Raw genomic sequence first — 23,349 nt, forward strand, 5'->3', positions numbered from 1 at the left:
GTTGGCACTCATCCGGAGGTACTGCTACGGGATGTGCCGGCAAGATGCACGTGTATCGCGCCGATGGTGCCGATCGCGGTGCTCTGCGAGGCGGGCAATGCGGCAAGTCCGGAGCGCTGCAATCGCATGAAAGCCGAAATCATGTTCGCGATTTCGGTAGCGATCATCTCGCACCTCGTACAGTGCACGCGATGATGCAGACGTGCATCGCGCAATGTTCCATTGAATCATGGATGCTGCACCACTGTGCACTCTGAACCGCCGATGAATGACGGCGCGAGCGCGTTTCCGGTTGCGTCGTTGCGTTTCAGGCTGGTGTAAGGTGAAGGCGCTAGCGATGAAGTGTGTCGGTGCATTGCCGATGCACGGAACTCTTGTTCCGGTTCTCACGTTCAACAGACGTGCTCATCGAAGAGGCTCCCAATGACCACTCGTCTTCTATCGACCGTGTCGTGTGCAGCGATTGCAACGGCGCTGTTCTATGTCTCCGCTGTGCCGGCAATCGCGCAGGATGCCGCATGTGCGCCGGTCTCTGCTGTCGACTCTCCGCCGCCGCCGTTGCCGACGTACGATCAGCCGCCGGTGCCTGGGCCGGGCTACATGTGGTCGCCGGGCAATTGGTCGTGGGACGATGATCGCGGCGATTACTACTGGGTGCCGGGCACCTGGGTGCAGCCGCCGCGCGTCGGGCTGTTGTGGACTCCCGGCTACTGGGGCGCATTCGGTGGCGGCTTCATTTTCCATCAGGGCTATTGGGGCGATCGCGTCGGCTTCTACGGCGGCATCAATTACGGTTTCGGCTACGGCGGTTCAGGCTATGAAGGCGGCCGCTGGGATCACGGCAACTTCTTTTACAATCGCACCGTGAACAATCTGCAGGGCGCGCAGATCAACAACGTCTACGAGAAGAACGTCACGATCAACCAGACCACCGTCAACAACGTCAGCTACAATGGCGGCACCGGCGGCATCGAGGCGCGGCCGACTGCTGCGGATCGCGCAGTCGCCAAGGAGCAGCATTTCGCGGCGACGCCGTTGCAGCGCAAGCAGGTCGAGACCGCAAGCCAGGATCCGAGCCTGTTCAAGCGCGCCAACAATGGCGTGCCGGCGGTCGGCGCAACCGCGCGTCCCGGCGAGTTGAAGGGACCGGGCGTGGTCCGCGCGCGTCCGGCCGGCGAGGCCGTGCCTGCCACCGCCGCAAAGCCGGCGGCCGGGGAGCCGGCGCGGCCAGGGACCCCAGCGGCACCCGCGCCTGCGACTGCGAATGCACCGGCTGCCTCTCATGCGCTCCCGGTCCCGGGGAAGGAAGTTCCCGCGGCGCATCCGACCGCTCAGGAGAACAAGCCTGCGGTCGAGGAGAAGCACGCAGCTCCCACGCCTGAGACGAAGGTCGAGCCGCATCCTGCTGCACCGGCGGCTGCCGGCTCGCACGCGCTTCCGGTCCCCGAGAAGGGCGTTGCTGCGCATCCACCCGTCGAGGCGAACAAGCCCGCGGTCGAAGACAAGCGCGCAGCACCTGCCGCCGCGCCCAAGGTCGAACCGCGGCCTGCAACGGAAGCGGCGCGGCCTGCCGCACCGGAAGTACGGAAGGAAGAACCGCGGCCCGAGCCAGCCGCGAAGCCGGTCGCGCGGCCTGAGCAGGCAGCAAGGCCCGAGGCACGGCCGGAGCCGGCAGCACGTCCCGAAGCGCATCCGCAGCAGGCGGCCCGGCCGGAGCCGCACGTCCAGGCCCCGCCGCACGTTCAGGCGCCGCCGCATGCTGCGCCTGCCGGTCATCCCGCAGAGGAGAAGCGGCAGGAGCAACATTAGGATATGATCTCGCGCTCCGCCGGCCCGTACCGGCGGAGCGCGCACTCTTTTCTGCCCGCGCACAATCGCTCATCACTGGAGGTCGGTCATGGCACAGAGTCACGGTGGCGACGGACAGCTCGACGACGGCAAGCCTCGCTTGAGCGAGGACGACATGCAGCGGGCCCTGCTCGGGCCGAGGGGGGTGCCGGGCAAGCCGGACACCGCCAAGATGACGCCGCAGCAGGAAAAGAACATGCCGAAATATCTGGACCCCGGACATACCTCGTAGCGCCCGTGATCTGAGCCCATGTCGCGGCGCCTGTTCGCGGGCGGCGCGCCTGCGCACTTGCAAATCGCCGGCTTTTGCGCCCTCATGATTGCAGGTGCACTCACGGTGTTGCGGAGCAGGTTGTGAGAAATCCGTACGAGGTCCTTGGCGTTGCCCCGACGGCGTCTGCGGCCGACATCCAGAAGGCCTATCGCAAGCTGGCCAAGAAGCTGCACCCGGATCTCAATCCGGGCGACAAGGCGGCCGAGGACAAGTTCAAGGAAGTCGCCGCCGCGAACGATCTGCTCGGCGATGCCGAGAAGCGCAAGCGCTTCGACGCCGGCGAGATCGACGCCAGCGGCGCCGAGCGGCCGCAGCATCGCTACTACCGGGATTTCGCCACCGCGGATCAGGGACACCCTTACGCGGACAGCTCCGGCTATGCCGACTATATGGACCAGGACGACGCGTTCGCAGAATTGCTCCGGCGTACCGAGCAGGCGCGCGCCAACCGGCGCGGCCGCGACCTGCACTACAGCCTTGTGATCGATTTCGCGGAATCGATCACCGGGGCCAGCAAGCGGCTGACATTGCCCGACGGCGGCACGCTCGACGTGACGATCCCGGCGGGACTCATTGACGGACAGGTCATTCGTCTGCGAGGCAAGGGGATGCCCGGCAGCGGCAAGGGCGGTCCCGGCGACGCACTGATCGAGGTCGACGTTCGCCCCGATCCGCGCTTCACCCGTGATGGCGACGACATCGCGCTGGAATTGCCGATCTCGCTCTCGGAAGCCGTGCTCGGCGGCAAGGTCAATGTTCCGACGCCGACCGGCGCGGTTACCATGACGGTTCCGAAGGGCTCGAACACCGGCACGACGATGCGGTTGCGCGGCAAGGGTGCGCCCAAGGTCGGCGGCGGCCACGGCGATGAACTCGTCAAGCTCAAGGTGGTCCTGCCCAAAGGGCCCGATCCCGCGCTCGAGGCGTTCGTATCGAGCTGGGATCGCAAGGGCTTCAATCCGCGCGAGGATGGTGCGTCATGAACAAGCAGCAATTCCTCATCGATGCGGGTCTCGAGGTGCAGACCCTGGAGTTCTGGATCGAGCAGCAATGGCTGGTTCCGGAGCAGACGACTCACGACTCAGTTTCTCCGACACCGACGTGGCGCGCGCGCATCTGATCCGGGATTTGAAGGGCGACTTCGGCGTCAACGACGAGGGCATCGACGTCATCCTTCATCTGGTCGATCAGCTGCACGGCCTGCGCCGAGCATTCGAGCAATTGCACAAGGATATCGCGTCACCGCCGCGCTAGAGCATGATCCGGAAAAGTGCGAAGCGGTTTTCCGAAACGATCATGCTCAAACAACAAGCTCGTCTGAGTCGAACGTCAGACCCGGGAGACGATCATGACGGACAAGCCGACGCCGCTGGCCCACGGCGAGATAGACGTTCTCATTCTGCAGGCGCTGGTGCGCAAGCTGATCGCAAAGGGCGTGCTGACGCCGGACGACGTCCGCTCGATGCTGTTCGAGGCTGCAAAGAATCTCGACCTCGTCGGCAGCGAGCTGACGACGGAAGCCGCCAACATCATCGTGCAGGAAGATCTGGCGCCCGCGTTTCTCGGCGGATGACTTCCTCAGGTCTGGCCGCTGCGGGTGGAGACCAGCCGGATCTGCGTGATCTGGTCGGCATTGCCGGCGAGATAGGTCTGCGCATCGCGCACCAGCCGCTCCGCCGCGGCCGCGTCGTAGCTCGGATGGCGCGCATTCAGGTGCAAATCGGTCTCGATCTGCATCACACTGGTCGTTATGTCCTTGCCGATCTCGATCGAGAACGACACCAGCGAAACGTGCGGGCTCTTGAACGCCATATCCTGTCTCCTTCTATCGCGTGATCGCAGAGGCGCGGGAATACCGCGCCGGCCCGTGCGTGCCGTCACCTCAAGCTGCGGAATCTTCCCTGGCGGCCGGCGCATGTTGCGTGGCCACGGCTGCGTGTCGCCGATCGAGCTCCTCGATCATGCCGCGGGCGATCTCGCGCTCGCCCATGATCACGATGTCGGCCCCGAGGCCCTTCAGATGATCGACCTCGGCATCGGAATGCGCGCGCGCGATGATCTGGATATCTGCATTGGCGGCGCGCGCCTGCTCGACGATCTGTCCGGCCTCGAACGCTTCGGGGATGGCGATCACAAGCGAACGCGCGCCCGACGGATTGGTCGCGCGCAACACGCTGGCGCGCGCGGCGTTGCCCATCAGGCTTCGATGCCGCGCTGCTTGAGCCTTGCCACCATGTCGTCGGACGCTCGACCGCGAGGAACGGCGCGTTGCGCTGATGCAGGGCATCGCCGACGATGCTGCCGACCCGGCCGTAGCCGACCAGGATGGTATGATCCTGCAAGTCCGTGACGGGGATCGGCTCGGCGGTTGCGGCCGTCGGCGAAGTGGCCTCCGGCTTCTCGATCCGCGCCGTCAGCCAGTCGACCACCGCGAACACCAGCGGGTTGAGCATGATCGAGAAGATTGCGCCGGCCAGGATCAGGTCGCGGCCCGCTTTCGGCAGCAGGTTGAGGGCGACGCCGAGCTCGGCGAGGATGAAGGAGAATTCGCCGATCTGGGCAAGGCTCGCCGAGATCATCAGCGCGGTCGCCATCGGGTGGCGGAACAGCACGACGATCATGAGCGCGGCGAGCGACTTGCCGACCACGATGACGAACAGTGTTGCGACGAACGGCCAGGGCTCGCGCACCACGCTGAGCGGATCGAACAGCATGCCGACGGAGACGAAGAACAGCACCGCGAAGGCGTCGCGCAGCGGCAGCGTTTCCTGGGCGGCGCGCTGGCTGAGCGGCGATTCCCGCAGCATCATCCCGGCGAAGAAGGCGCCGAGCGCCAGCGACACCCCGAACAGCTTGGTGGCGCCGAACGCGATGCAGAGCGCGATCGCGAGCACGGTCAGGCGGAACAGCTCGCGCGAGCCGGTGTGCGCGATATAATGCAGCACCCACGGGATCAGCCGGCGTCCGACCACCAGCATCAGCGCGATGAACAGGGCGATCTTGATCAGCGTCAGCACCAGCACGCCGGTCAACCCGAGGCCGAAGCGGGTGGCGAGCGGGTCGGAGACGAGCGCTGCGCCGTCGCCGCCCTGGAAGCTCGCGACCGCCGGGAACAGCACCAGCGCCAGCACCATGGCGAGGTCTTCGACGATCAGCCAGCCGACCGCGATCTTGCCGCGTTCGGTGTCCATCAGGCGACGCTCCTGCAGCGCGCGCAGCAAGACGACGGTACTTGCGACTGACAATGCCAGTCCGAACACCAGGCCGGCGCCGACGGTCCAGCCCATCAGCAATGCCAGGCCGAGCCCCATCAGTGTCGCGACCGCGATCTGCGCGACCGCGCCGGGCACCGCGATCTTGCGCACCGACAACAGGTCGTTCAGCGAGAAATGCAGGCCGACGCCGAACATCAGCAGGATGATACCGAGCTCGGCGAGCTCGGTGGCCAGCGCCTGATCGGCGACGAAGCCGGGCGTGAACGGGCCGACGGCGACGCCCGCGAGCAGATAACCGACAAGCGGCGGAACCCGAAAGCGCTGGGCGATGGTTCCGAAGACGAAAGCAAGTCCGAGGCCCGCGACGACGGTCGCGATCAGAGGTGTGTCATGCGGCATTTCGCCTTGTCGCACAGCATCCTCAGCGGTGCACCGCGACCATTTGAGGCGCGGCATTCCGCGCGCGAAACCGTGATCTATTGCTCATGGCGTGAGCATATGATCTCATGCCGGGATGGATCCGCGGCTTCCCGAGACCGATCTGGTCATCTTCGACTGCGACGGCGTGCTCGTCGACAGCGAGGAATTGAGCTGCCGCTGCCTCGCCGAGGCGATGGTCCGGATCGGCATCGATATGAGCACCGAGCGGGTGCTCGAACTCTTTCTCGGGCGCAGCACCGCGGCCCTGGCCGACTATTGCCGGGGCATGGGAAAGCCGTTGCCCGCGACTTTCCTGCCCGAGCTGGCGCTCGAGGTGCGTGAGACCTTCCGCACCCGGCTAAAGCCGATCGCAGGCGTCGCGGCCGTGCTTGCGGAGCTGCGCCTGCCGTATTGTGTCGCTTCGTCGAGCGATCTCGAGCGGGTCAAATTCTCACTGGAGCTGACCGGCCTTGCCGACAGCTTCGGGCAACGGCTCTACACCGCGCAGATGGTCAAGCACGGCAAGCCGGCGCCGGATCTGTTCCTGCATGCGTCGAGCGCGATGGGGGCCGACCCGCGCCGCACGCTTGTGATCGAGGACAGCGTCAGCGGGGTGACCGCCGCAAAGGCCGCGGGCATGAAAGTGTGGGGATTTGTCGGCGGCGCCCACTATCGGTTGGCGGACGGCAGTGCTCTGCTGCGGCAGGCTAGGGCGGATCGAATCTTCGCCGCGATGAGTGATTTCTGGATGGAAGGCTGACACAGCACGATGGTTGCGCCCGACAACGAAAAGTCCCGCCTCGACGATGCGGCGCGCGCCGGCTGGCTTTATTTCATCGCGGGCCACACCCAGGATGAGATCGCCAAGATGTTGCAGGTGTCGCGTGCCTCGGCGCAGCGCCTGGTTTCGCTCTGCCTCGCGGAACGGCTGATCACGTTTCGCCTCGAACACCCGATCGCGGCCTGCATGGAGCTGGCCTCGCGGCTGAAGGAACGGTTCGATCTGGCGCATTGCGACGTGGTGCCGACCGATCCTGCGGCGCCGCTGTCGAATGCGGGAATCGCCGAACGCAGCGCCAATCTTCTCGAAATGACGCTGCGCTCGGAGACGCCGGTCATCGTGGCGCTCGGCACCGGCCGTGCGGTGCGCGCCGCGGTCGAGCGGGTCTCGCCGATCGAGCGGCCCGATCACCAGATCGTCTCGCTGGTCGGCAACATCTCCGCCGACGGCTCGGCGAGCTTCTACGACACGGTGGGCCGGCTCGCCGACCGCACCGGTGCGCGCCACTATCCGATGCCGCTGCCGTTCCTGATGTCGAGCGAGGACGAGCGCAACCGCATGGTCCGCATCGATCCGATCGCGCGGGTGAGGGCGGTCGCCGCCAAGGCCGATCTGCGGCTGATCGGCATCGGCCAGATGGACCAGAAGGCCCAGGTCCATGTCGACGGCTTCGTCACCCGCGAGGAGCTGCTGGAGATGATGCGGCTCGGCGCTGTCGGCGAGGTGACGGGCTGGGCCTATGACGCCAAGGGCCGCCTGATCAAGGGCGGCACCAACAAGCGCCTCACCAGCATTCCGCCGCAGATTCCCGCAGTATCGACCACGATCGCGGCCGCGGTCGGCCTAGCCAAAGTGCCGTCGATCAAGGCGGCACTGGCGGGCCGGGTGATCAACGGCCTCATCACCGATGAGGCGACGGCGCGCGCCGTTCTGGACCGCTAAACGCCTCCTTCGCTCCCGCAATCGCTCCCTTCCAGCGTGCAGTGGAACCCGCGATCACGCGGGACGGTGCAGCCACGCGCTTGACAAACTTTGACGACGGGATGAACATACGCTCAACACGTGGGCATATGCTCAACGTGACATAAGGGAGGTCACCTTGAAAAACGTCCTTTGCGCCGTTGCGGGCGCGGCTGCGCTTTTGATCTCTGCCCCCTCGATCGCCCAGACCACGCTGACGGTGGCGACCGTCAACAACGGCGACATGATCCGCATGCAGGGGCTCACCAGCGAATTCACCGCGAAGAATCCCGACATCACCGTCAAATGGGTGACGCTCGAGGAAAACGTGCTGCGGCAGCGCGTGACCACCGACATCGCCACCAAGGGCGGCCAGTTCGACGTGCTCACCATCGGCACCTATGAGGTGCCGATCTGGGCCAAGAAGAACTGGCTGGTGCCGCTCGACAAGCTCGGCGCCGATTACGACGTCAATGACCTCCTGCCGAAGATCAGGGACGCGGTGTCGGTCGACGGCAAGCTCTACGCCGCGCCGTTCTACGGCGAGAGTTCGATGGTGATGTACCGTACCGACCTGTTCGACAAGGCCGGCCTGAAGATGCCGGACAGCCCGACCTGGGACTTCGTGGTCGACGCCGCGAAGAAGCTCACCGACAAGTCGGCCGGCGTCTACGGCATCTGCCTGCGCGGCAAGGCCGGCTGGGGCGAGAACATGGCGTTCCTGACCGCGATGGCCAATTCCTTCGGCGCGCGCTGGTTCGACGAGAAGTGGGAGCCGCAGTTCAACTCGCCGGAATGGAAGAAGACGCTCACGACCTATGTCGACCTGATGAAGCAGGCCGGCCCTCCCGGCGCCTCCTCCAACGGCTTCAACGAGAACCTCGCTCTGTTCAACGCCGGCAAATGCGCGATGTGGATCGACGCCACGGTGGCGGCGTCCTTCGTGACCAACCCGGCGCAGTCCACGGTCGCTGGCAAGGTCGGCTTCGCGCTGGCGCCGAACACCGGCCTCGGCAAGAACGCCAACTGGCTGTGGGCGTGGTCTCTGGCGATCCCCGCCGGCTCGAAGAAGGTCGATGCGGCCGAGAAGTTCATCGCCTGGGCGACCAGCAAGGACTATTCCAAGCTCGTCGCGTCGAAGGAAGGCTGGTCCAACGTGCCTCCGGGAACGCGGACCTCGCTGTACCAGAACCCCGAGTATCTGAAGGCGGCACCGTTCGCCAAGATGACCCTGGCCTCGATCGATGCGGCTGATCCCAGCCACCCGACCGTGAAGCCGGTGCCGTATGTCGGCGTGCAATATGCGGCGATCCCTGAGTTCCAGGGCATCGGCACCGCGGTGGGCCAGCAATTCTCGGCCGCGCTGTCCGGCTCGACCACTGTCGATGCTGCACTCTCGGCTGCGCAGTCCGCCACCGAGCGCGAGATGAAGCGCGCGGGCTACATCAAATAATCTGCGCGATCCGATCGCCAGGGCGTGTCGAACGCCCTGGCCGCCGACCAGCTTAGACCTCCCGAGCTGGATCACTCGCGACCATCCTGTCCCGCAGCGGGATGGTCGCTCCTTTCCTTGAAGAAGGAGGCGGGGATGGCGACCCAGCAGACCCAACTGCTTGCACGCACGCTGCTTACGCCGGCCGTGGCGCTGCTGTTCATCTGGATGATCGTGCCGCTGGCGCTCACGATCTACTTCGCGACCCTGCACTACAACCTGCTCGATCCGGGCTCCGAATCCTTCGTCGGGCTGGAGAATTTCCGCTACTTCCTCACCGATCCGGCCTTCCTCGCCTCGCTGCAGAACACGCTGGTGCTGGTCGGTTCGGTGCTCGCGATCACGATCATCCTCGGCGTGCCGCTGGCGCTATTGCTCGACCAGCAGGTGGTCGGGCTCTCGATCGTCCGCCTGATGGTGATCGCGCCGTTCTTCGTAATGCCGACGGTGAGCGCGCTGGTCTGGAAGAACCTGTTGATGCATCCGGTGTCGGGCCTGTTCGCCTGGATCGCGCATCTGTTCGGCCTGCCGGCGATCGACTGGTTCAACGACGCGCCGCTGTTCTCGGTGATCCTGATCATCTCCTGGCAGTGGCTGCCGTTCGCGACCCTGATCCTTTTGACCGCGCTGCAATCGCTCGACGAGGAGCAGAAGGAGGCGGCCGAGATGGACGGCGCGAGCGCGATCTCGACCTTCATCTACATCACGCTGCCGCATTTGGCGCGCCCGATCACGGTGGTGATCCTGATCGAGACCATCTTCCTGCTCACGGTGTTCGCCGAGATCTTCGTCACCACAGGCGGCGGCCCCGGCCTGCAGACCACCAACATCGCCTTCCTGATCTACTCGCAAGCGCTGATCCAGTACGACGTCGGCAGTGCTTCGGCGGGCGGCCTGGTCGCGGTGGTGCTCGCCAACATCGTCGCGTTCTTCCTCGTTCGCATCGTCGGCCGGAATCTGGAGGCGTAACGTCATGGCGCGGATGGTCACGACACGGCGCAAGGTGATCTCGACGGCGGCGGCCTGGCTGGTCGGCTTCCTGATCTTCTTCCCGATCCTCTGGATGGTGCTGGCGAGCTTCAAGACCGAGCTTGAGGCCTTCGCGATCCCGCCATCGTTCCTGTTCTTCCACTGGACGACGGAGAACTACGTCACGGTGCAGGAGCGCAGTGACTATTTCCACCATGCACTCAACTCGATCATCATCGCCGGGGGATCGACCCTGATCGCGATGCTGATCGCGATCCCGGCGGCGTGGTCGATGGCGTTCTCACCGACCAAGCGGACCAAGGACATCCTGCTCTGGATGCTCTCGACCAAGATGATGCCGCCGGTCGGCGTGCTGGTGCCGATCTACCTGATCTTCCGCACCGTCGGCCTGCTCGACACAAGGACCGGGCTGGTCTTCATCCTCTGCCTCGGCAATCTGCCGATCGTGATCTGGATGCTGTTCACCTATTTCAAGGAGATCCCGAAGGACATCCTGGAGGCGGCGCGGATGGACGGTGCCACGATCGGCCGCGAGCTGATCTACGTGCTGACGCCGATGGCGGTGCCGGGGCTCGCCTCGACCATGCTGCTCAACCTGATCCTGGCGTGGAACGAGGCGTTCTGGACCCTCAATCTGTCGACGCTGGAGGCCGCGCCGCTCACCGTGTTCATCGCGTCCTATTCCAGCCCGGAAGGCTTGTTCTGGGCGAAATTGTCGGCGGCGTCGACGCTCGCGATCGCGCCCATTCTCGTGCTCGGCTGGTTCAGTTAGCGGCAGCTCGTCCGCGGCCTGACCTTCGGCGCGGTCAAGTAGCAGAAAGGCTTTTCCATGGGTCAGATTACGCTGCAGGGTGTGCAAAAATCGTTCGGGCCGGTCCATATCATCAAGGGCGCCGACCTCGACATCGCCGACGGCTCCTTCGTCGTGTTCGTCGGTCCGTCCGGCTGCGGCAAGACCACGCTGCTCAGGTTGATCGCAGGGCTCGAGGACGTCACCGGCGGCGCCATCCTGATCGACGGCCGCAATGTGGTCGACGTGCCGCCGGCCAAGCGCGGGCTGTCGATGGTGTTCCAGTCCTACGCGCTCTACCCGCATATGAGCGTGCGTGGCAACATCGCCTTCGGCCTGAAGATGGCCGGCATGGCCAAGGACGAGATCAACCGCAAGGTCGAGGCCGCCGCGGCCACGCTCAACCTCACGCCCTATCTCGATCGCAAGCCGCGCGAGCTGTCCGGCGGCCAGCGCCAACGGGTCGCGATCGGACGCGCCATCGTGCGCGAGCCCAAGGCGTTTCTGTTCGACGAGCCGCTGTCGAACCTCGACGCCGCGCTGCGGGTGCAGATGCGGCTTGAAGTGACGCGCTTGCAGAAGCAGCTCGGCACCACGGCGATCTACGTCACCCATGACCAGGTCGAGGCCATGACGATGGCCGACAAGATCGTGGTGCTGAACAGCGGCAAGATCGAGCAATACGGCTCGCCGCTCGAGCTCTACGAGAAGCCGGCAAACCTGTTCGTCGCCGGCTTCATCGGCTCGCCGAAGATGAACTTCGTCACCGGCGATCTGGCAAAGCAGCAGGGCGCCGCCACCATCGGCGTGCGGCCGGAGCATCTGAAGGTCGAGCGCGACGGGCAGGGCGGCTGGCACGGCACGGTCTCGGTCGCCGAGCATCTCGGCAGCGACACCTTCCTCTATGTCGATGCGGGGCCGCTGGGCATGCTGACCGCGCGCTATATCGGCGAGCTTGACCTGCACCCGGGGGACAAGGTGTCGCTGATTCCGGATCCGGCGCGCATCCACCGTTTCGACGACAGCGGAAAATCGATCCGCGCTTAGAGCATGGTTAAGCAAAGCACGGACGATTTCCACCGTCGATCTCGCTCTGGCCGGGGCGGCACGCCCGCGACACGCGGGCCCTAGGCAAAGGAAGAAGAAAATGTATCTCGAGAAATTCAGGCTCGGCGGCAAGACCGCCATCATCACCGGCGCCGGTCAGGGCATCGGGCTCGCCTGCGCCGAAGCGCTGGCCGAAGCTGGCGCCAAGGTCGTCATCGGCGACCGCGACGCCAAGGTCGCCAATGATGCGCAGGCGGCGCTGAAGGCCAAAGGCTTCGACGCGGATATCGCGCTGATGGATGTGACGGATTCTGGCCGCGTCTCCGCGGTCGCCGACGAACTGGTGCGCAAGTACGGCAAGGTTGACATCCTGGTCAACAATGCCGGCATCGCCCGTAGCGAGACCCCGGCCGAGACCGTGACCGACGAGCACTGGCTCAATGTCATCGACGTCAATCTGAACGGCACCTTCTGGTGCTGCCGCGCCTTCGGCAATCACATGCTGAAGGCCAAATCCGGCACCATCGTCAATGTCGGCTCGATGTCCGGCTTCATCGTCAACAAGCCGCAGGAACAATGCTTCTACAACGCCTCCAAGGCCGCGGTGCATCATCTGACCAAATCGCTCGCCGCCGAATGGGGCGCACGCGGGGTCCGCGTCAACGCGGTGGCGCCGACTTATATCGAGACGCCGCTGAACGCCTTCGTGAAGAACAGCCCCAAAATGTACGATGCCTGGATCGGTGGAACTCCGATGGCCCGGATGGGGCAGGTCGACGAGATCGCTTCCGTGGTCTTGTTCCTGGCCTCCGAGGCCGCGAGCCTGATGACCGGAAGTATCGTTCTGGTCGATGGCGGCTACACTTGCTGGTAAGCTCGCGCCGGAAATAACGGAGCGACAATGCGGCAAGCCTATATCGGGGTGGACGTCGGGAGCACCAGCGCCCGCGCCGGCGTATTCGACGAGGCCGGGAAGCTGCTGGGCTCGGCCCGGCATCCGATCCGGGTCTGGCATGAGCCCGGCGATATCGTCGAGCAATCCTCCGACGACATCTGGGCGGCCTGCGTCGCCTCCGTCCGCAACGCAATGCGCGAGGCCGCGGTCGCGGCCGAGCACGTCAAGGGCATCGGGTTTGACGCGACCTGCTCGCTGGTCGTGCTCGATAGGGCAGGCCGGCCGCTCACCGTCAGCCCGTCCGGCGATCCCGCGCGCAATGTCGTGGTCTGGATGGATCACCGCGCGATGGACGAGACCGAATTCGTCAACGCGACCGGCGATCGCGTGCTGCGCTATGTCGGCGGTGCCATCTCGCCGGAGATGGAGATCCCGAAGATCATCTGGCTGAAGCGGCATCTGCCCGCGACCTTCGAGGCTGCCGGGCACTTCTTCGATCTTGCCGATTATCTCTCGTTCCGTGCTTCCGGCTCGCTGGCGCGTTCGACCTGCACGGTGACCTGCAAATGGACCTATGTCGCGGGCGAAGGCGGCTGGAGCGAGCCCTTCCTGAAGCGGGTCGGTCTCGAGGCGCTCGCCGCAGATCGCTTTGGGCGCATCGGCACCGAGATCGTGCCGCCCGGCTCGCCGCTCGCGCGCGGGCTGTCGGAAGATGCCGCGCGCGATCTCGGCCTGATGCGAGGGACCGCGGTCGGCGCATCGCTGATCGATGCCCATGCCGGCGGCGTCGGCGCGATCGGCGGACGCGACGGCTCCGGCGCCGAGGTCGATGTCTGCCAGCGATTGGCCTACATCATGGGAACGTCGGCGTGCATCATGGCGACGACGGTCGATCCCTGTTTCGTGCCCGGCGTCTGGGGTCCGTATTTCGAAGGCATGGTGCCGGGCTTCTGGCTCAACGAGGGGGGCCAATCGGCGGCGGGAGCCGCGATCGACCATCTGCTCAAATCGCATCCGGCGCATGCTGAAGTCCAGGCTGCGGCGAAGAGCGACGGCGTCGATGTCATCGAGTATCTCGAGAAGCGCATCCTGACGCGCAGCGGCAATGCCGGCGCGGCCGCGCTGCTCGCGCGCAACGTTCATGTCTTCCCGGAGTTTCTCGGCAACCGTTCGCCCTATGCCGATCCCGGCTCGCGCGCGGTGATCGCGGGGCTCGATCTCGATACCGACGTGTCGGCGCTGGAGCGGTTGTTCATCGCCGGCCTGTGCGGGCTGGCCTATGGCCTCGCCGACGTGATCGAGGCGTTGCAGGCTCATGGCGTCAGCGGCAAGACGATTGTGATCGGCGGCGGCGCGAGCCGCAGCCCGCTGGTGCGCCAGATCATGGCCGACACGACAGGCTACACCGTGGCGTTGCCGCAAACCCAGGAGCCGGTGCTGCTCGGCGCCGCGATGCTGGGCGCGGTCGCCAGCGGCGCACATCCTTCAATTAACTCCGCAATGGCCGGGATGTCGGCGCTCGGGCGGCTGAGCGAGCCAACCAGGCCCGAGCTGGCCGATTTCCACCGCAGGAAGCGCGGCGTGCACAAGATGCTGCGGGCGCTCGATCGCGACAGCCGCGAGGCGATGAAGCGGGCGCCCGGCGAGGCGCCGACTTAAGGTGTTTGCATGCTGCTGAGCTGCGGAGATGCACTGATCGACTTCCTGCCGTCGCGGACGGCAGATGGACGCGAGGCCATGACGCCCGCTGTCGGCGGCTCCTGCCTCAACATCTCGATCGGCAGCGCGCGGCTCGATGTGCCCACCGGCTTTGTCGGCGGCATCGCGACCGACACCTTCGGCAAGATGATCGCCGATCACGCCGCGGCCTCGGGTGTCGATCTCAGCCGCGCGACGCGCAGCGATCATCAGGCCACGCTCGCCTTTGCGCGCGTCACCGGCACCGAGACGCAATATGCCTTCTATGATGCCGACACCGCAGCGCGAAACTGGACCTACCGGCGCGACGCGATCGCGCTCGACGGCGTCAGCTGCCTGCACACCGGCTCGACCACGCTGGTGCATGACAAGGGCGCGGCTGAGACGTTGGCCTTCATCGAGGATATCAGGACAAACGTGACGATCGCGCTCGACCCGAATTGCCGGCCGAATCTGGTCAAGGACAGGGACGCCTATCGGGCACGCATGCTGGTGTTCTGCGGCAAGGCCGACATCGTGAAAATGTCGGACGTCGACTTCGCCTATCTGTTCGGCGACGAGGCCTATGCCAACAGGGCCGAGGCGCTGCTGTCGGGCGGCGCGTCGCTCGTCGTCATCACGCGCGGCAATGATGGCGCCGCTGCCTGGCATCGCAAAGCCGGACCGATCGAGGTCAAGGCACCGGTGGTGAACGTCGTGGATACGATCGGCGCCGGCGACAGCTTTCAGGCCGCACTGCTGGCCGCGTTGCACCGGCTGGACCGGATCGCGCGGCTGCGGCTCGCCGACATCTCCGCCGCCGAGCTCACGCGCGCGCTGGCCTTTGCCTGCAAATGCGCCGCCTTCACCTGTACCCGCGCCGGCGCCGATCCGCCGCGGAGCCGGGAGCTGCCTGCAGGCACCTGGTAGTCGTCACAGCCGTGCAACGACCTTCTCGGCGCTCTTGAGGAAGTTTCGGATCAATGGGCTGGAGGAATCGCGCCGCCAGCAGGCCGCGATCTCGATCGTATCGGCGATGTCGACGAAGCGCCGGAACGCGATGCCGGGCGGCGCGCCGAGCTTCGCGCAGGCCGGCAGGATCGAAAACCCTTCGCCGGCGAGCACGAGGCTGAGCGCCGAGTGCACGGTCTCCACCCGGCTGACGATCGGCATCACGACCTGATGCCGCCGCAGCATCGCCGACACTGCCGACGATGTAGGCTCTTCCTCCGGCCGCGGCAGGGCGATGAGCGGGCGTCCCTGCAATTTGCCGACCGGCACCGCGGAGAGGCGGGCGAGCGGCGAGCGCGCCGGCATCGCCAGCATCAGCGGCTGCGTGCCGATCTGGGCCACCTGGATCTCCGGATGATGGATCGCCGGCATGCACAGCGCGACGCCGACGGCGCGGTCGAGCAGCAGCGTTTTGCGGGTCGACGCCGAGAGCTCGACGAAATCGAGATCGACGCCGGGCAGCGACCGGCGCAGCTCCGGGACCAGGCGTGGCAGCACCGCGCTCGCCAGCACGAACATGTAGCCGACCGACAGCCGCCCGCGTTGTCCGGAGGCGATCGCGCGGGCGGCCTCGAAGCCTTCTTCCGCCAGCGCCAGCGCCTCGCTCGCCCGCGACAGCAGCGCGAGGCCGGCCTCCGTCAAATCCATGCCGCGCGTGCCGCGGCGGAACAGCGGCGCGCCGAGCTCGGCCTCGAGCTTTCGGATTTGCACGGAGAGCGGCGGCTGGGCCATCCGCAGCCGTTCGGCGGCCTTGCCGACGCTGCGCTCCTCAGCCACGGCGACGAAGTAACGGAGCCGACGCAAATCCATAGGCATACCGAAAACGTATGGGTTGGCCTTCAAATTCGTATTGGACGCTGAGTTAACATGGGAGGCATTCTCGCTGTCAACGCGATCAATCAGCGGCCCGATTTTGGAGAGCTGTCCAAGATGAGCGAAGACCTCTGCCTTCTCCCGGCGACCGAATTGCGTGCACGGATTGGCCGCAAAGAAATATCTCCCGTCGAGGTCACCGCGGCGATGCTCGCTCGCGCCGAGCGGCTGCAACCCGAGCTGAACTGCTTCATCACACTGTGCGGCGAGGAGGCGATCGCGCGGGCGAAGGCCGCTGAGCGGCAGGTGATGGCCGGCGAACCGCTCGGCCTGCTGCACGGCATCCCCTTCACCGTGAAGGACATCGTCAGCACCAAGGGCGTGCGGACGACCTTCGGCGCGGTGCCCTACCAGAACAACGTGCCCGACCATGACGCCGTGGCGGTGGCCCGGCTCCGTGCGCAGGGCGGAATATTGCTCGGCAAGACCACGACGCCGGAGTTCGGCAGCAAGTGCCTGACCGACTCGCCGCTGTTCGGCCGCACCCGCAACGCGTGGAGTGCGGATCGCTCCAGCGGTGGCTCGAGCGGCGGCGCGGCGGTGGCGGTCGCGAGCGGCATCGCGCCGCTGGCGGTTGCGACCGACGGTGGCGGCTCGACCCGGATTCCCGCGGCCTGCAACGGCGTGGTCGGGATCAAGCAGAGCAACGGCGTGATCCCGCACAGCCAGGTGCAGGACGCCTTCGGCAACCAGACCTATGTCACGCCGACCACGCGCACCGTGGCGGATACCGCGCTGATGATGCAGGCGATGGCGGGCGAGGATCCGTCCGATCCCTGGTCGATCGGCGTGCCGGTGCCCGATTATCTCGGCCTGGCGGCGCCGCGCGGCGATCTCAGGGGCAGGCGGGTGCTGTTCTGCCTGTCGCCGCCTGGCCGTCCGGTGACCGCCGATGTCGCCGCCGCGTTCAAGGCGAGCCTCGATCGGCTGGCCGGCCTGGGCGCGGAGCTCGAGGAGTTCTCCGGCGACGGCTTCGACATCGAGCCGATCTGGCGTGCCATCAATCACACGGTCTGGCGCACCCGCTTCGAGAAGCTCGCGGCCGACTATCCCGATGACCTCAGCCCGACCTTCCTGAAGCAGCTCGCGCTTGCCGCGAAGGTGAGCGGCGTCGACTACCAGCAGGCGATGTTCGACCGCACCGCGTTGTTCCGCCGTGTGCAGTCGCTGCTCGCGCGCGGCGATCTCCTGGCGATGCCGACCCTGACCCGCACGGCGCTGCCGATCGACCAGGAACTGTTCGGCACCATCGATATCGACGGCCAGAGCTTCGACAGCGTGCGGCCGCACTGGTTTCCTTGGACCATGCTGTTCAACATGACCGGGCATCCCGCGGTCAGCATCCCCGCGGGCTTCGGCCGCGACGGCCTGCCGATCGGCCTGCATCTGGTCGGCCGCTTCCGGGCCGACGTGGAACTGCTGCGCGTCGCGGCACTGTTCGAAGCGGCGAGCGATCTGCTCGGCCGCTGGCCGGCGCTCGCGTCGTGACCAGCACGGCGGAGGGCTTGCATTCGTTCGCGAACATGTTGAAACCTGCAGCCTGTTCCTCACTGTTCGGGCGGGCATGAGCGTATTCTTCCTGCGGCGGATCCTGACCCTGGTGGCGACGCTGGTCGCGGCCTCGCTGATCATTTTCCTGGTGCTCGATGCGCTGCCCGGCAATGCCGCGCAGATGCTGATGGGCGCCGACGCCTCGCCCGATGCGGTACGCGCGCTCACCGTCAAGCTCGGCCTCGACCAGCCGCTCGCGGTTCGCTATCTGCTCTGGCTCAAGGGCATGGCGGTGGGCGATCTCGGCAACAGCTATGTCTACGGCACGCCGGTGGCCGGCCTGATCGCGGAGCGGTTGGTGCTGACGATCCCGCTCGCGATCATGTCGATGCTGATCACGGTGGTGCTGGCGCTCGCGGCCGGCATCTACACCGCGGCCAACCACAACAAGCTCGGCGATGTCGGCGTGATGTCGCTGACCCAGGTCGGCATCGCGCTGCCGAATTTCTGGTTCGCGATCCTCCTGATCCTGCTGTTCTCGGTGAAGCTGCAACTGTTGTCCGCCGGCGGCTTCGCCGGCTGGGATGACGGCATCTGGCCGGGAATCCGCTCGCTGCTGCTGCCGTCGATCTCGCTCGCCGTGGTGCAGGCCGCGATCCTCGCCCGCGTCACCCGCTCGGCGGTGCTCGAGGTGCTGCGCGAGGACTTCGTGCGCACCGCGCGCGCAAAGGGGCTCGGCAAGCGCGAGGTGCTGTGGCGCCACGTGCTGCGCAACGCCATGATTCCGGTCATGACCGTGATGGGCCTGCAATTCGCCAATCTGCTGGCCGGCACCATCGTGATCGAGAACGTATTCTATCTGCCGGGCCTCGGCCGGCTGATCTTCCAGTCGATCGCCAACCGCGACCTGATCGTGGTGCGCAACTGCGTGATGCTGCTGGCCGCGATGGTCGTGATCGTCAATTTCGTGGTCGATGTGCTCTATGCCTTCATCGACCCGCGCATCAAGGTGGCCAACCTGTGAGCGCGCCGCTGACCGCATCCGCCGGCACCGCGGCAATCGCACCGGGCGCGCGGCCGCGACCGGCTTCTGGCGCCGCGCGCTGCGCCATCGCAGCTTCGTGCTCGGGGCGGTGCTGAGCCTGCTCGTGCTCGGCGCGGCGCTGCTGTCGCTGGTCTGGACGCCGTGGTCGGCTTACGACATCGATGTTGCGTCAAAACTGCACCCGCCGTCGGCGGCGCACTGGCTCGGCACCGATGTGCTCGGCCGCGACATCGTCTCGCTGCTGCTGGTCGGCGCGCGCTCAACCATCATGGTCGGCGTCATTGCGGTGGGGATCGGCCTGAGCTTCGGCGTCGGCCTCGGCCTGATCGCCGCCGCCCGCAAGGGCTGGACCGAAGAGCTGATCATGCGGATGAGCGACTTCACCTTCGCTTTCCCGGCGGTGCTGTCGGCCATCATGCTGGCCGCGGTCGCGGGGCCGGGCATGGTGACGTCGATCACCGCGATCGGCATCTTCCAGATCCCGACTTTCGTCCGCGTCACCCGCGGTTCGGCGAATGCGATCTGGGCCCGCGAGTTCGTGCTGGCCGCGCGCGCCGCGGGCAAGGGCTCATTCCGCATCACCATCGAGCACGTGCTGCCGAACATCCTGTCGATCCTGATCGTGCAGGCGACGATCCAGTTCGCGCTCGCGATTCTCGCCGAGGCCGCACTGTCCTATCTCGGGCTCGGCACCCAGCCGCCGCAGCCGTCCTGGGGCCGCATGCTCAACGATGCGCAGACCCTGCTGTTCCAGTCGCCGATGCTCGCGGTCTATCCCGGTGCTGCGATCGCGATCGCGGTGCTCGGGCTCAATCTGCTCGGCGACGGCTTGCGCGATCTGCTCGATCCCCGTCTGGCGCGGGAGCGTTGAGCATGGCCGACGGAGACGCGCCGCTGATCGAAGTGAAAAACCTGGGTGTTACGCTCAACACCAGCCGTGGCCCGGCGCAGGCGGTGCGCGGCGTCAGCTTCGCGCTTCGCCGCGGCGAGACGCTCGGGCTGGTCGGCGAATCCGGTTGCGGCAAATCAGTCACGGCGCTGGCCCTGATGGGGCTGTTGCCGGACAGCGCCGTGATCAGCGGCAGCATCCGGCTCGACGGCGCAGAGCTGGTCGGGCTGCCGGACTCGGCCTATTGCAAGCTGCGCGGCAACCGCATCAGCATGATCTTCCAGGAGCCGATGACCGCGCTCAACCCGATGCATACGATCGGGCATCAGGTCGCCGAGCCCTTGCTGCGCCACACCGGCGTCTCGGCGGCGCAGGCGCGGCAGGAGGCGATCGCGTTGCTCGATCGCGTCGGCCTGCCCGATGCGTCGAAGCGCGTCGATGCCTATCCGCACCAATTCTCCGGCGGCCAGCGCCAGCGCATCACGATTGCGATGGCGCTGGCCTGCCAGCCGGATGTACTGATTGCCGACGAGCCGACCACCGCGCTCGACGTCACGATCCAGGGCCAGATCCTCGATCTGATCGCCGATCTCGTCGCGGAGCGCGGCATGTCGATGATCCTGATCTCGCACGATCTCGGCGTGATCGCCGAGAATGTCGAGCGCATGATGGTGATGTACGGCGGCACCGTTGTCGAAAGCGGCGAGACCAATGCCGTGTTCACGCGGATGGGCCACCCCTACACGCAGGGCCTGTTCCGCGCCCGCCCGCGGCTCGGCGCGCGCAAGGGCACGCGGCTCAAGACCATCGCCGGCACCGTGCCGGAGCTGGCCGACCTGCCCGCGGGCTGCACCTTTGCCGACCGCTGCGCGATCGCCGAGGCGCGCTGCCGCGCGGCGCTGCCGGCCGTGGTCGATGTCGGCGCCGCGCATGGCGTGCGCTGCATCAGGACTGACGTCTCGATGGCCGCCGGCGGCGTCGGCGCATGACGATGCCGGACCAGCCTTCACCCGCAACGCCGCTGCTCGAGGTCACGGACCTCGCGCAGCGCTACACGCTGCCGCGTGAAAGCCTGTTCAAGCCGGCGGCGCAGGTGCACGCGCTCAACGGCGTCACGGCGCAGGTGATGCCGGGCAGGAGCCTCGGCGTCGTCGGCGAATCCGGTTCGGGCAAATCGACCTTTGCGCGGCTGGTGATGGCGTTGGAGCTGCCGTCGGCAGGACAGGTATCGCTGCTCGGCCGCGACCTCAACCGGATGCCGCCGGATGAATTGCGCCGCGCCCGCCGCGATTTCCAGATGGTGTTCCAGGATCCCTATGGCTCGCTCGATCCGCGGCAGACCATCGCGCGCATCGTCGCCGAGCCGCTGACCGCGCTCGGCCGCATCGATCGCGCGACCTTGCGCGAACGCGTCGCCATCGTGCTGCGCCAGGTGGGCTTGCGCGATGCCGACATGGACAAGTTTCCGCACGAATTCTCCGGCGGCCAGCGCCAGCGCATCGCGATCGCGCGCGCGCTGATCACCCAGCCGAAGCTGATCGTCGCCGACGAGCCGGTCTCGGCGCTCGACGTCTCGGTGCAGGCGCAGGTGCTCAATTTGATGCAGGACCTGCAGGACGAGTTCGGCCTGAGCTACATCCTGATCAGCCATGACCTCGCGGTGGTCGATCTGCTCTGCGACGAGATCGCGGTGATGTATCTCGGGCGGATCGTCGAGCAGGGCCGGCCCGCCGATCTGTTCGCGCACTCTGCCCATCCCTATACCCGCGCGCTGCTCGATGCGGTTCCACGGGCGCGGGCCGGGGGCGTCCGGCGGCGCCGCGGCGCGCAGCCGATCGGCTCGCAGGCGTCGGCCGCGGCCGGATGCCCTTACGCGCCGCGCTGTCCGCTGGCCGACCAGCATTGTCGCGAGACGGCGCCTGCGCTACGCAATGTCGGAGACGCCCATCTGGCGGCCTGTCATCACACTGATGCCGTGATGGCGCTGCCGCCGGTGGTCGCCGAAGCCGGTTAGTCTTTCAATTGAAGTTGACCTAGGCTGATCAATGAGCACGTCCGGGGAGCAGACCAATGTTGAGGAAATTGTGCGTCATCGCGGCCGCTGCCGCACTCGTGGCAGCGCCGCTGCCGAGCCTCGCGCAGGGCAAGAAGGACAGCGTCGTGATGGGCATGACGCTGGAGCCGCCGGGACTCGATCCGACCAACGCGGCAGCGGCGGCGATCGCCGAAGTCACGCTCTATAACGTCTACGAGACGCTGACCAAGATCAACGAGGACGGCTCGGTGTCGCCGTTGCTTGCCGAGAGCTGGCGGGCGTCAGCGGATCTCAAGACCTACACGTTCAAGCTCCGCAAGGGCGTCAAATTCCACAATGGCGAGCCGTTCGATTCCGCCGCGGTAAAGTTCTCGTTCGACCGCGCCGCGGCGCCGACCTCGACCAACAAGGACAAGAGCCTGTACCAGGCCTTCGCATCGGTGACGGCACCTGATCCGGAGACCGTCGTCGTCGCGTTGAAATATTCCGAGCCGAACCTGCCGTTCCTGCTCGGCCAGGCGTCGGGCTCGATCGTCGAGCCGAAGAGCGCGCCGACCGATGCGACGCAGCCGGTCGGCACCGGACCCTACACGCTGGGCAGCTGGGCCAAGGGTTCGTCGATCACGCTGGTGAAATGGCCTGACTATCGCAACGCCGCCGCGATCAAGCTCGCCAAGGTGACGATCCGCTTCATCGGCGATCCCGCGGCGCAGGTCGCGGCGCTGCTGTCGGGCGACGTCGACGCCTTTCCGCGGGTCGGTGCGGCGCGCAGCCTCGCGCAGTTCAAGGCCGATCCGCGCTTCAGCGTCCTGATCGGCGGCTCCAAGGCCAAGACCATCGTCGGCATCAACGAGCGCAAGAAGCCGCTCGACGATGTCCGGGTGCGCCGCGCCATCCTGGCCGCAATCGACCGCAAGGCGATGATCGACGGTGCGGTCGACGGCTTCGGCACGCCGATCGGCAGCTTCTACACCCCGGGCTCGGTCGGCTATGTCGATACCACCGGCATCAATCCCTACGATCCGGAATTGGCCAAGAAGCTGCTGGCGGAAGCCGGCGTCAAGACGCCGCTCGAGCTCAGCCTCAGGCTGCCGCCGCCGGCCTATGCGCGGCAGGGCGGCGAGATCCTCGCGGCGCAGCTCGCCAAGGTCGGCATCATAGCCAAGATCGAGAACGTGGAATGGGCGCAGTGGCTGTCGCAGGTCTTCACCGGCCCGCACAATTACGACCTCACCATCGTTTCGCATGTCGAGCCGTTCGACCTCGTCAAGCTGACCGAGCCGGATTACTATCTCGGCTACAAGTCCGAGGCGTTCAATGCGCTCTATCAGCAGATCATGGCGACGCCGGACGAGGCCGGCCGCGCCAAACTGCTCGGCGACGCCCAGCGGATGCTGGCGACCGATGCGGTGGCCGGCTTCCTGTTTCAGCCGCAATGGATCACGATCGCCAGCAAGAAGCTGAAGGGCGTGTGGAAGGAAGTCCCGCAGTTCGAGAATGATTTCTCGGCCTGGTCCTGGGAGTAGGCGATCGCGCCGGCGGAGCGCGACGGCCTCGGCCGGCGCGGCTCCTCGCGCGATGCCGTCGCTTGACGCGCAGTCTCATTTTGCGTGCTG

At 66.4% G+C, this 23,349-nt stretch carries 23 protein-coding genes and 1 pseudogene; 21 read left to right on the forward strand and 3 right to left on the reverse strand.

Translation table 11 applies throughout. The features are described from left to right. The first annotated feature begins 423 nt into the window (after positions 1-423). From ALC15_RS16315 to ALC15_RS16335, 6 genes are all read left to right on the forward strand, one after another. Positions 424-1,809 (forward strand): YXWGXW repeat-containing protein, encoded by a 1,386-nt coding sequence (locus ALC15_RS16315; RefSeq protein ID WP_094193919.1) that lies wholly within the window; start codon positions 424-426, stop codon positions 1,807-1,809. A gap of 88 nt (positions 1,810-1,897) precedes the next feature. Continuing rightward, on the forward strand, positions 1,898-2,080 hold the full coding sequence (locus tag ALC15_RS16320; protein WP_021081492.1) for a hypothetical protein: 183 nt from the start codon (positions 1,898-1,900) through the stop codon (positions 2,078-2,080). Positions 2,081-2,202: 122 nt separating this feature from the next. Then, on the forward strand, positions 2,203-3,105 hold the full coding sequence (locus ALC15_RS16325) for a DnaJ C-terminal domain-containing protein (RefSeq protein ID WP_050628122.1): 903 nt from the start codon (positions 2,203-2,205) through the stop codon (positions 3,103-3,105). Beyond that, the gene (locus ALC15_RS46240; protein ID WP_244486111.1) at positions 3,102-3,242 is read left to right on the forward strand and encodes a hypothetical protein; all 141 of its coding nucleotides are present in this window, start codon (positions 3,102-3,104) and stop codon (positions 3,240-3,242) included. Before ALC15_RS16325 ends, ALC15_RS46240 begins: the two co-directional genes overlap by 4 nt. Next, the gene (locus tag ALC15_RS46245; protein WP_244486112.1) at positions 3,224-3,376 is read left to right on the forward strand and encodes a chaperone modulator CbpM; all 153 of its coding nucleotides are present in this window, start codon (positions 3,224-3,226) and stop codon (positions 3,374-3,376) included. Before ALC15_RS46240 ends, ALC15_RS46245 begins: the two co-directional genes overlap by 19 nt. Before the next feature lie 94 nt (positions 3,377-3,470). Next, entirely contained in the window at positions 3,471-3,695 is a 225-nt protein-coding gene (locus ALC15_RS16335; RefSeq protein ID WP_016843345.1) for a hypothetical protein, read from the forward strand. A 5-nt stretch (positions 3,696-3,700) separates the two neighbouring features. Here the strand turns inward: ALC15_RS16335 and ALC15_RS16340 are convergent, their stop codons facing one another. Both ALC15_RS16340 and ybaL read right to left on the reverse strand, forming a co-directional pair. Continuing rightward, a complete protein-coding gene (locus tag ALC15_RS16340; protein ID WP_050628123.1) occupies positions 3,701-3,934 on the reverse strand; it encodes a hypothetical protein in 234 nt (77 codons plus the stop codon). Between the two features lie 70 nt (positions 3,935-4,004). Next, positions 4,005-5,736 (reverse strand): annotated as a pseudogene (gene ybaL, locus ALC15_RS16345) (YbaL family putative K(+) efflux transporter). A 115-nt stretch (positions 5,737-5,851) separates the two neighbouring features. Here ybaL and ALC15_RS16350 point away from each other — a divergent pair. The 9 genes from ALC15_RS16350 (at position 5,852) to ALC15_RS16390 (ending at position 15,319) form a co-directional block, all read left to right on the forward strand. Further along, on the forward strand, positions 5,852-6,517 hold the full coding sequence (locus ALC15_RS16350; RefSeq protein ID WP_050628124.1) for an HAD family hydrolase: 666 nt from the start codon (positions 5,852-5,854) through the stop codon (positions 6,515-6,517). 9 nt (positions 6,518-6,526) lie between these two features. Further along, positions 6,527-7,480: a sugar-binding transcriptional regulator gene (locus ALC15_RS16355; protein ID WP_050628125.1), complete on the forward strand. Its 954-nt coding sequence runs from the start codon at positions 6,527-6,529 to the stop codon at positions 7,478-7,480. A 157-nt stretch (positions 7,481-7,637) separates the two neighbouring features. Then, complete coding sequence (locus ALC15_RS16360; RefSeq protein ID WP_050628126.1) at positions 7,638-8,951, forward strand: ABC transporter substrate-binding protein; 1,314 nt, start codon at positions 7,638-7,640, stop codon at positions 8,949-8,951. A 135-nt stretch (positions 8,952-9,086) separates the two neighbouring features. Continuing rightward, entirely contained in the window at positions 9,087-9,959 is an 873-nt protein-coding gene (locus ALC15_RS16365; RefSeq protein ID WP_024583852.1) for a carbohydrate ABC transporter permease, read from the forward strand. 4 nt (positions 9,960-9,963) lie between these two features. Continuing rightward, positions 9,964-10,752, forward strand: a complete 789-nt coding sequence (locus ALC15_RS16370; RefSeq protein WP_050628127.1) for a carbohydrate ABC transporter permease — start codon at positions 9,964-9,966, stop codon at positions 10,750-10,752. Between the two features lie 57 nt (positions 10,753-10,809). After that, on the forward strand, positions 10,810-11,817 hold the full coding sequence (locus ALC15_RS16375; protein ID WP_050628128.1) for an ABC transporter ATP-binding protein: 1,008 nt from the start codon (positions 10,810-10,812) through the stop codon (positions 11,815-11,817). A 100-nt stretch (positions 11,818-11,917) separates the two neighbouring features. Continuing rightward, complete coding sequence (locus ALC15_RS16380; RefSeq protein ID WP_050628129.1) at positions 11,918-12,691, forward strand: SDR family NAD(P)-dependent oxidoreductase; 774 nt, start codon at positions 11,918-11,920, stop codon at positions 12,689-12,691. Between the two features lie 27 nt (positions 12,692-12,718). Beyond that, positions 12,719-14,371 carry an FGGY-family carbohydrate kinase gene (locus ALC15_RS16385; protein ID WP_050628130.1) on the forward strand — a complete coding sequence of 551 codons (1,653 nt, stop codon included), beginning with the start codon at positions 12,719-12,721 and terminating at the stop codon, positions 14,369-14,371. A 9-nt stretch (positions 14,372-14,380) separates the two neighbouring features. Further along, the gene (locus ALC15_RS16390) at positions 14,381-15,319 is read left to right on the forward strand and encodes a carbohydrate kinase family protein (RefSeq protein WP_050628131.1); all 939 of its coding nucleotides are present in this window, start codon (positions 14,381-14,383) and stop codon (positions 15,317-15,319) included. A gap of 3 nt (positions 15,320-15,322) precedes the next feature. On the opposite strand, the gene ALC15_RS16395 is transcribed toward ALC15_RS16390, so the two are convergent. Next, on the reverse strand, positions 15,323-16,210 hold the full coding sequence (locus ALC15_RS16395) for a LysR family transcriptional regulator (protein ID WP_050628132.1): 888 nt from the start codon (positions 16,208-16,210) through the stop codon (positions 15,323-15,325). Between the two features lie 120 nt (positions 16,211-16,330). Here ALC15_RS16395 and ALC15_RS16400 point away from each other — a divergent pair, with 120 nt between their 5' ends. The 6 genes from ALC15_RS16400 (at position 16,331) to ALC15_RS16425 (ending at position 23,259) form a co-directional block, all read left to right on the forward strand. Further along, complete coding sequence (locus ALC15_RS16400) at positions 16,331-17,761, forward strand: amidase (RefSeq protein WP_050628198.1); 1,431 nt, start codon at positions 16,331-16,333, stop codon at positions 17,759-17,761. A 76-nt stretch (positions 17,762-17,837) separates the two neighbouring features. Continuing rightward, positions 17,838-18,788: an ABC transporter permease gene (locus tag ALC15_RS16405; protein WP_050628133.1), complete on the forward strand. Its 951-nt coding sequence runs from the start codon at positions 17,838-17,840 to the stop codon at positions 18,786-18,788. Next, positions 18,748-19,680, forward strand: a complete 933-nt coding sequence (locus ALC15_RS16410; protein WP_244486113.1) for an ABC transporter permease — start codon at positions 18,748-18,750, stop codon at positions 19,678-19,680. The genes ALC15_RS16405 and ALC15_RS16410 overlap by 41 nt, the downstream gene beginning before the upstream one ends. A gap of 2 nt (positions 19,681-19,682) precedes the next feature. Beyond that, the gene (locus ALC15_RS16415; RefSeq protein WP_050628134.1) at positions 19,683-20,687 is read left to right on the forward strand and encodes an ABC transporter ATP-binding protein; all 1,005 of its coding nucleotides are present in this window, start codon (positions 19,683-19,685) and stop codon (positions 20,685-20,687) included. Further along, on the forward strand, positions 20,684-21,712 hold the full coding sequence (locus ALC15_RS16420) for an ABC transporter ATP-binding protein (protein ID WP_050628135.1): 1,029 nt from the start codon (positions 20,684-20,686) through the stop codon (positions 21,710-21,712). The genes ALC15_RS16415 and ALC15_RS16420 overlap by 4 nt, the downstream gene beginning before the upstream one ends. 56 nt (positions 21,713-21,768) lie before the next feature. After that, on the forward strand, positions 21,769-23,259 hold the full coding sequence (locus ALC15_RS16425; protein WP_050628136.1) for an ABC transporter substrate-binding protein: 1,491 nt from the start codon (positions 21,769-21,771) through the stop codon (positions 23,257-23,259). The last annotated feature ends 90 nt before the right edge of the window (positions 23,260-23,349 follow it).

The sequence above is a fragment of the Bradyrhizobium viridifuturi genome (genome assembly GCF_001238275.1).
In the GTDB taxonomy this organism is placed as follows: domain Bacteria; phylum Pseudomonadota; class Alphaproteobacteria; order Rhizobiales; family Xanthobacteraceae; genus Bradyrhizobium; species Bradyrhizobium viridifuturi.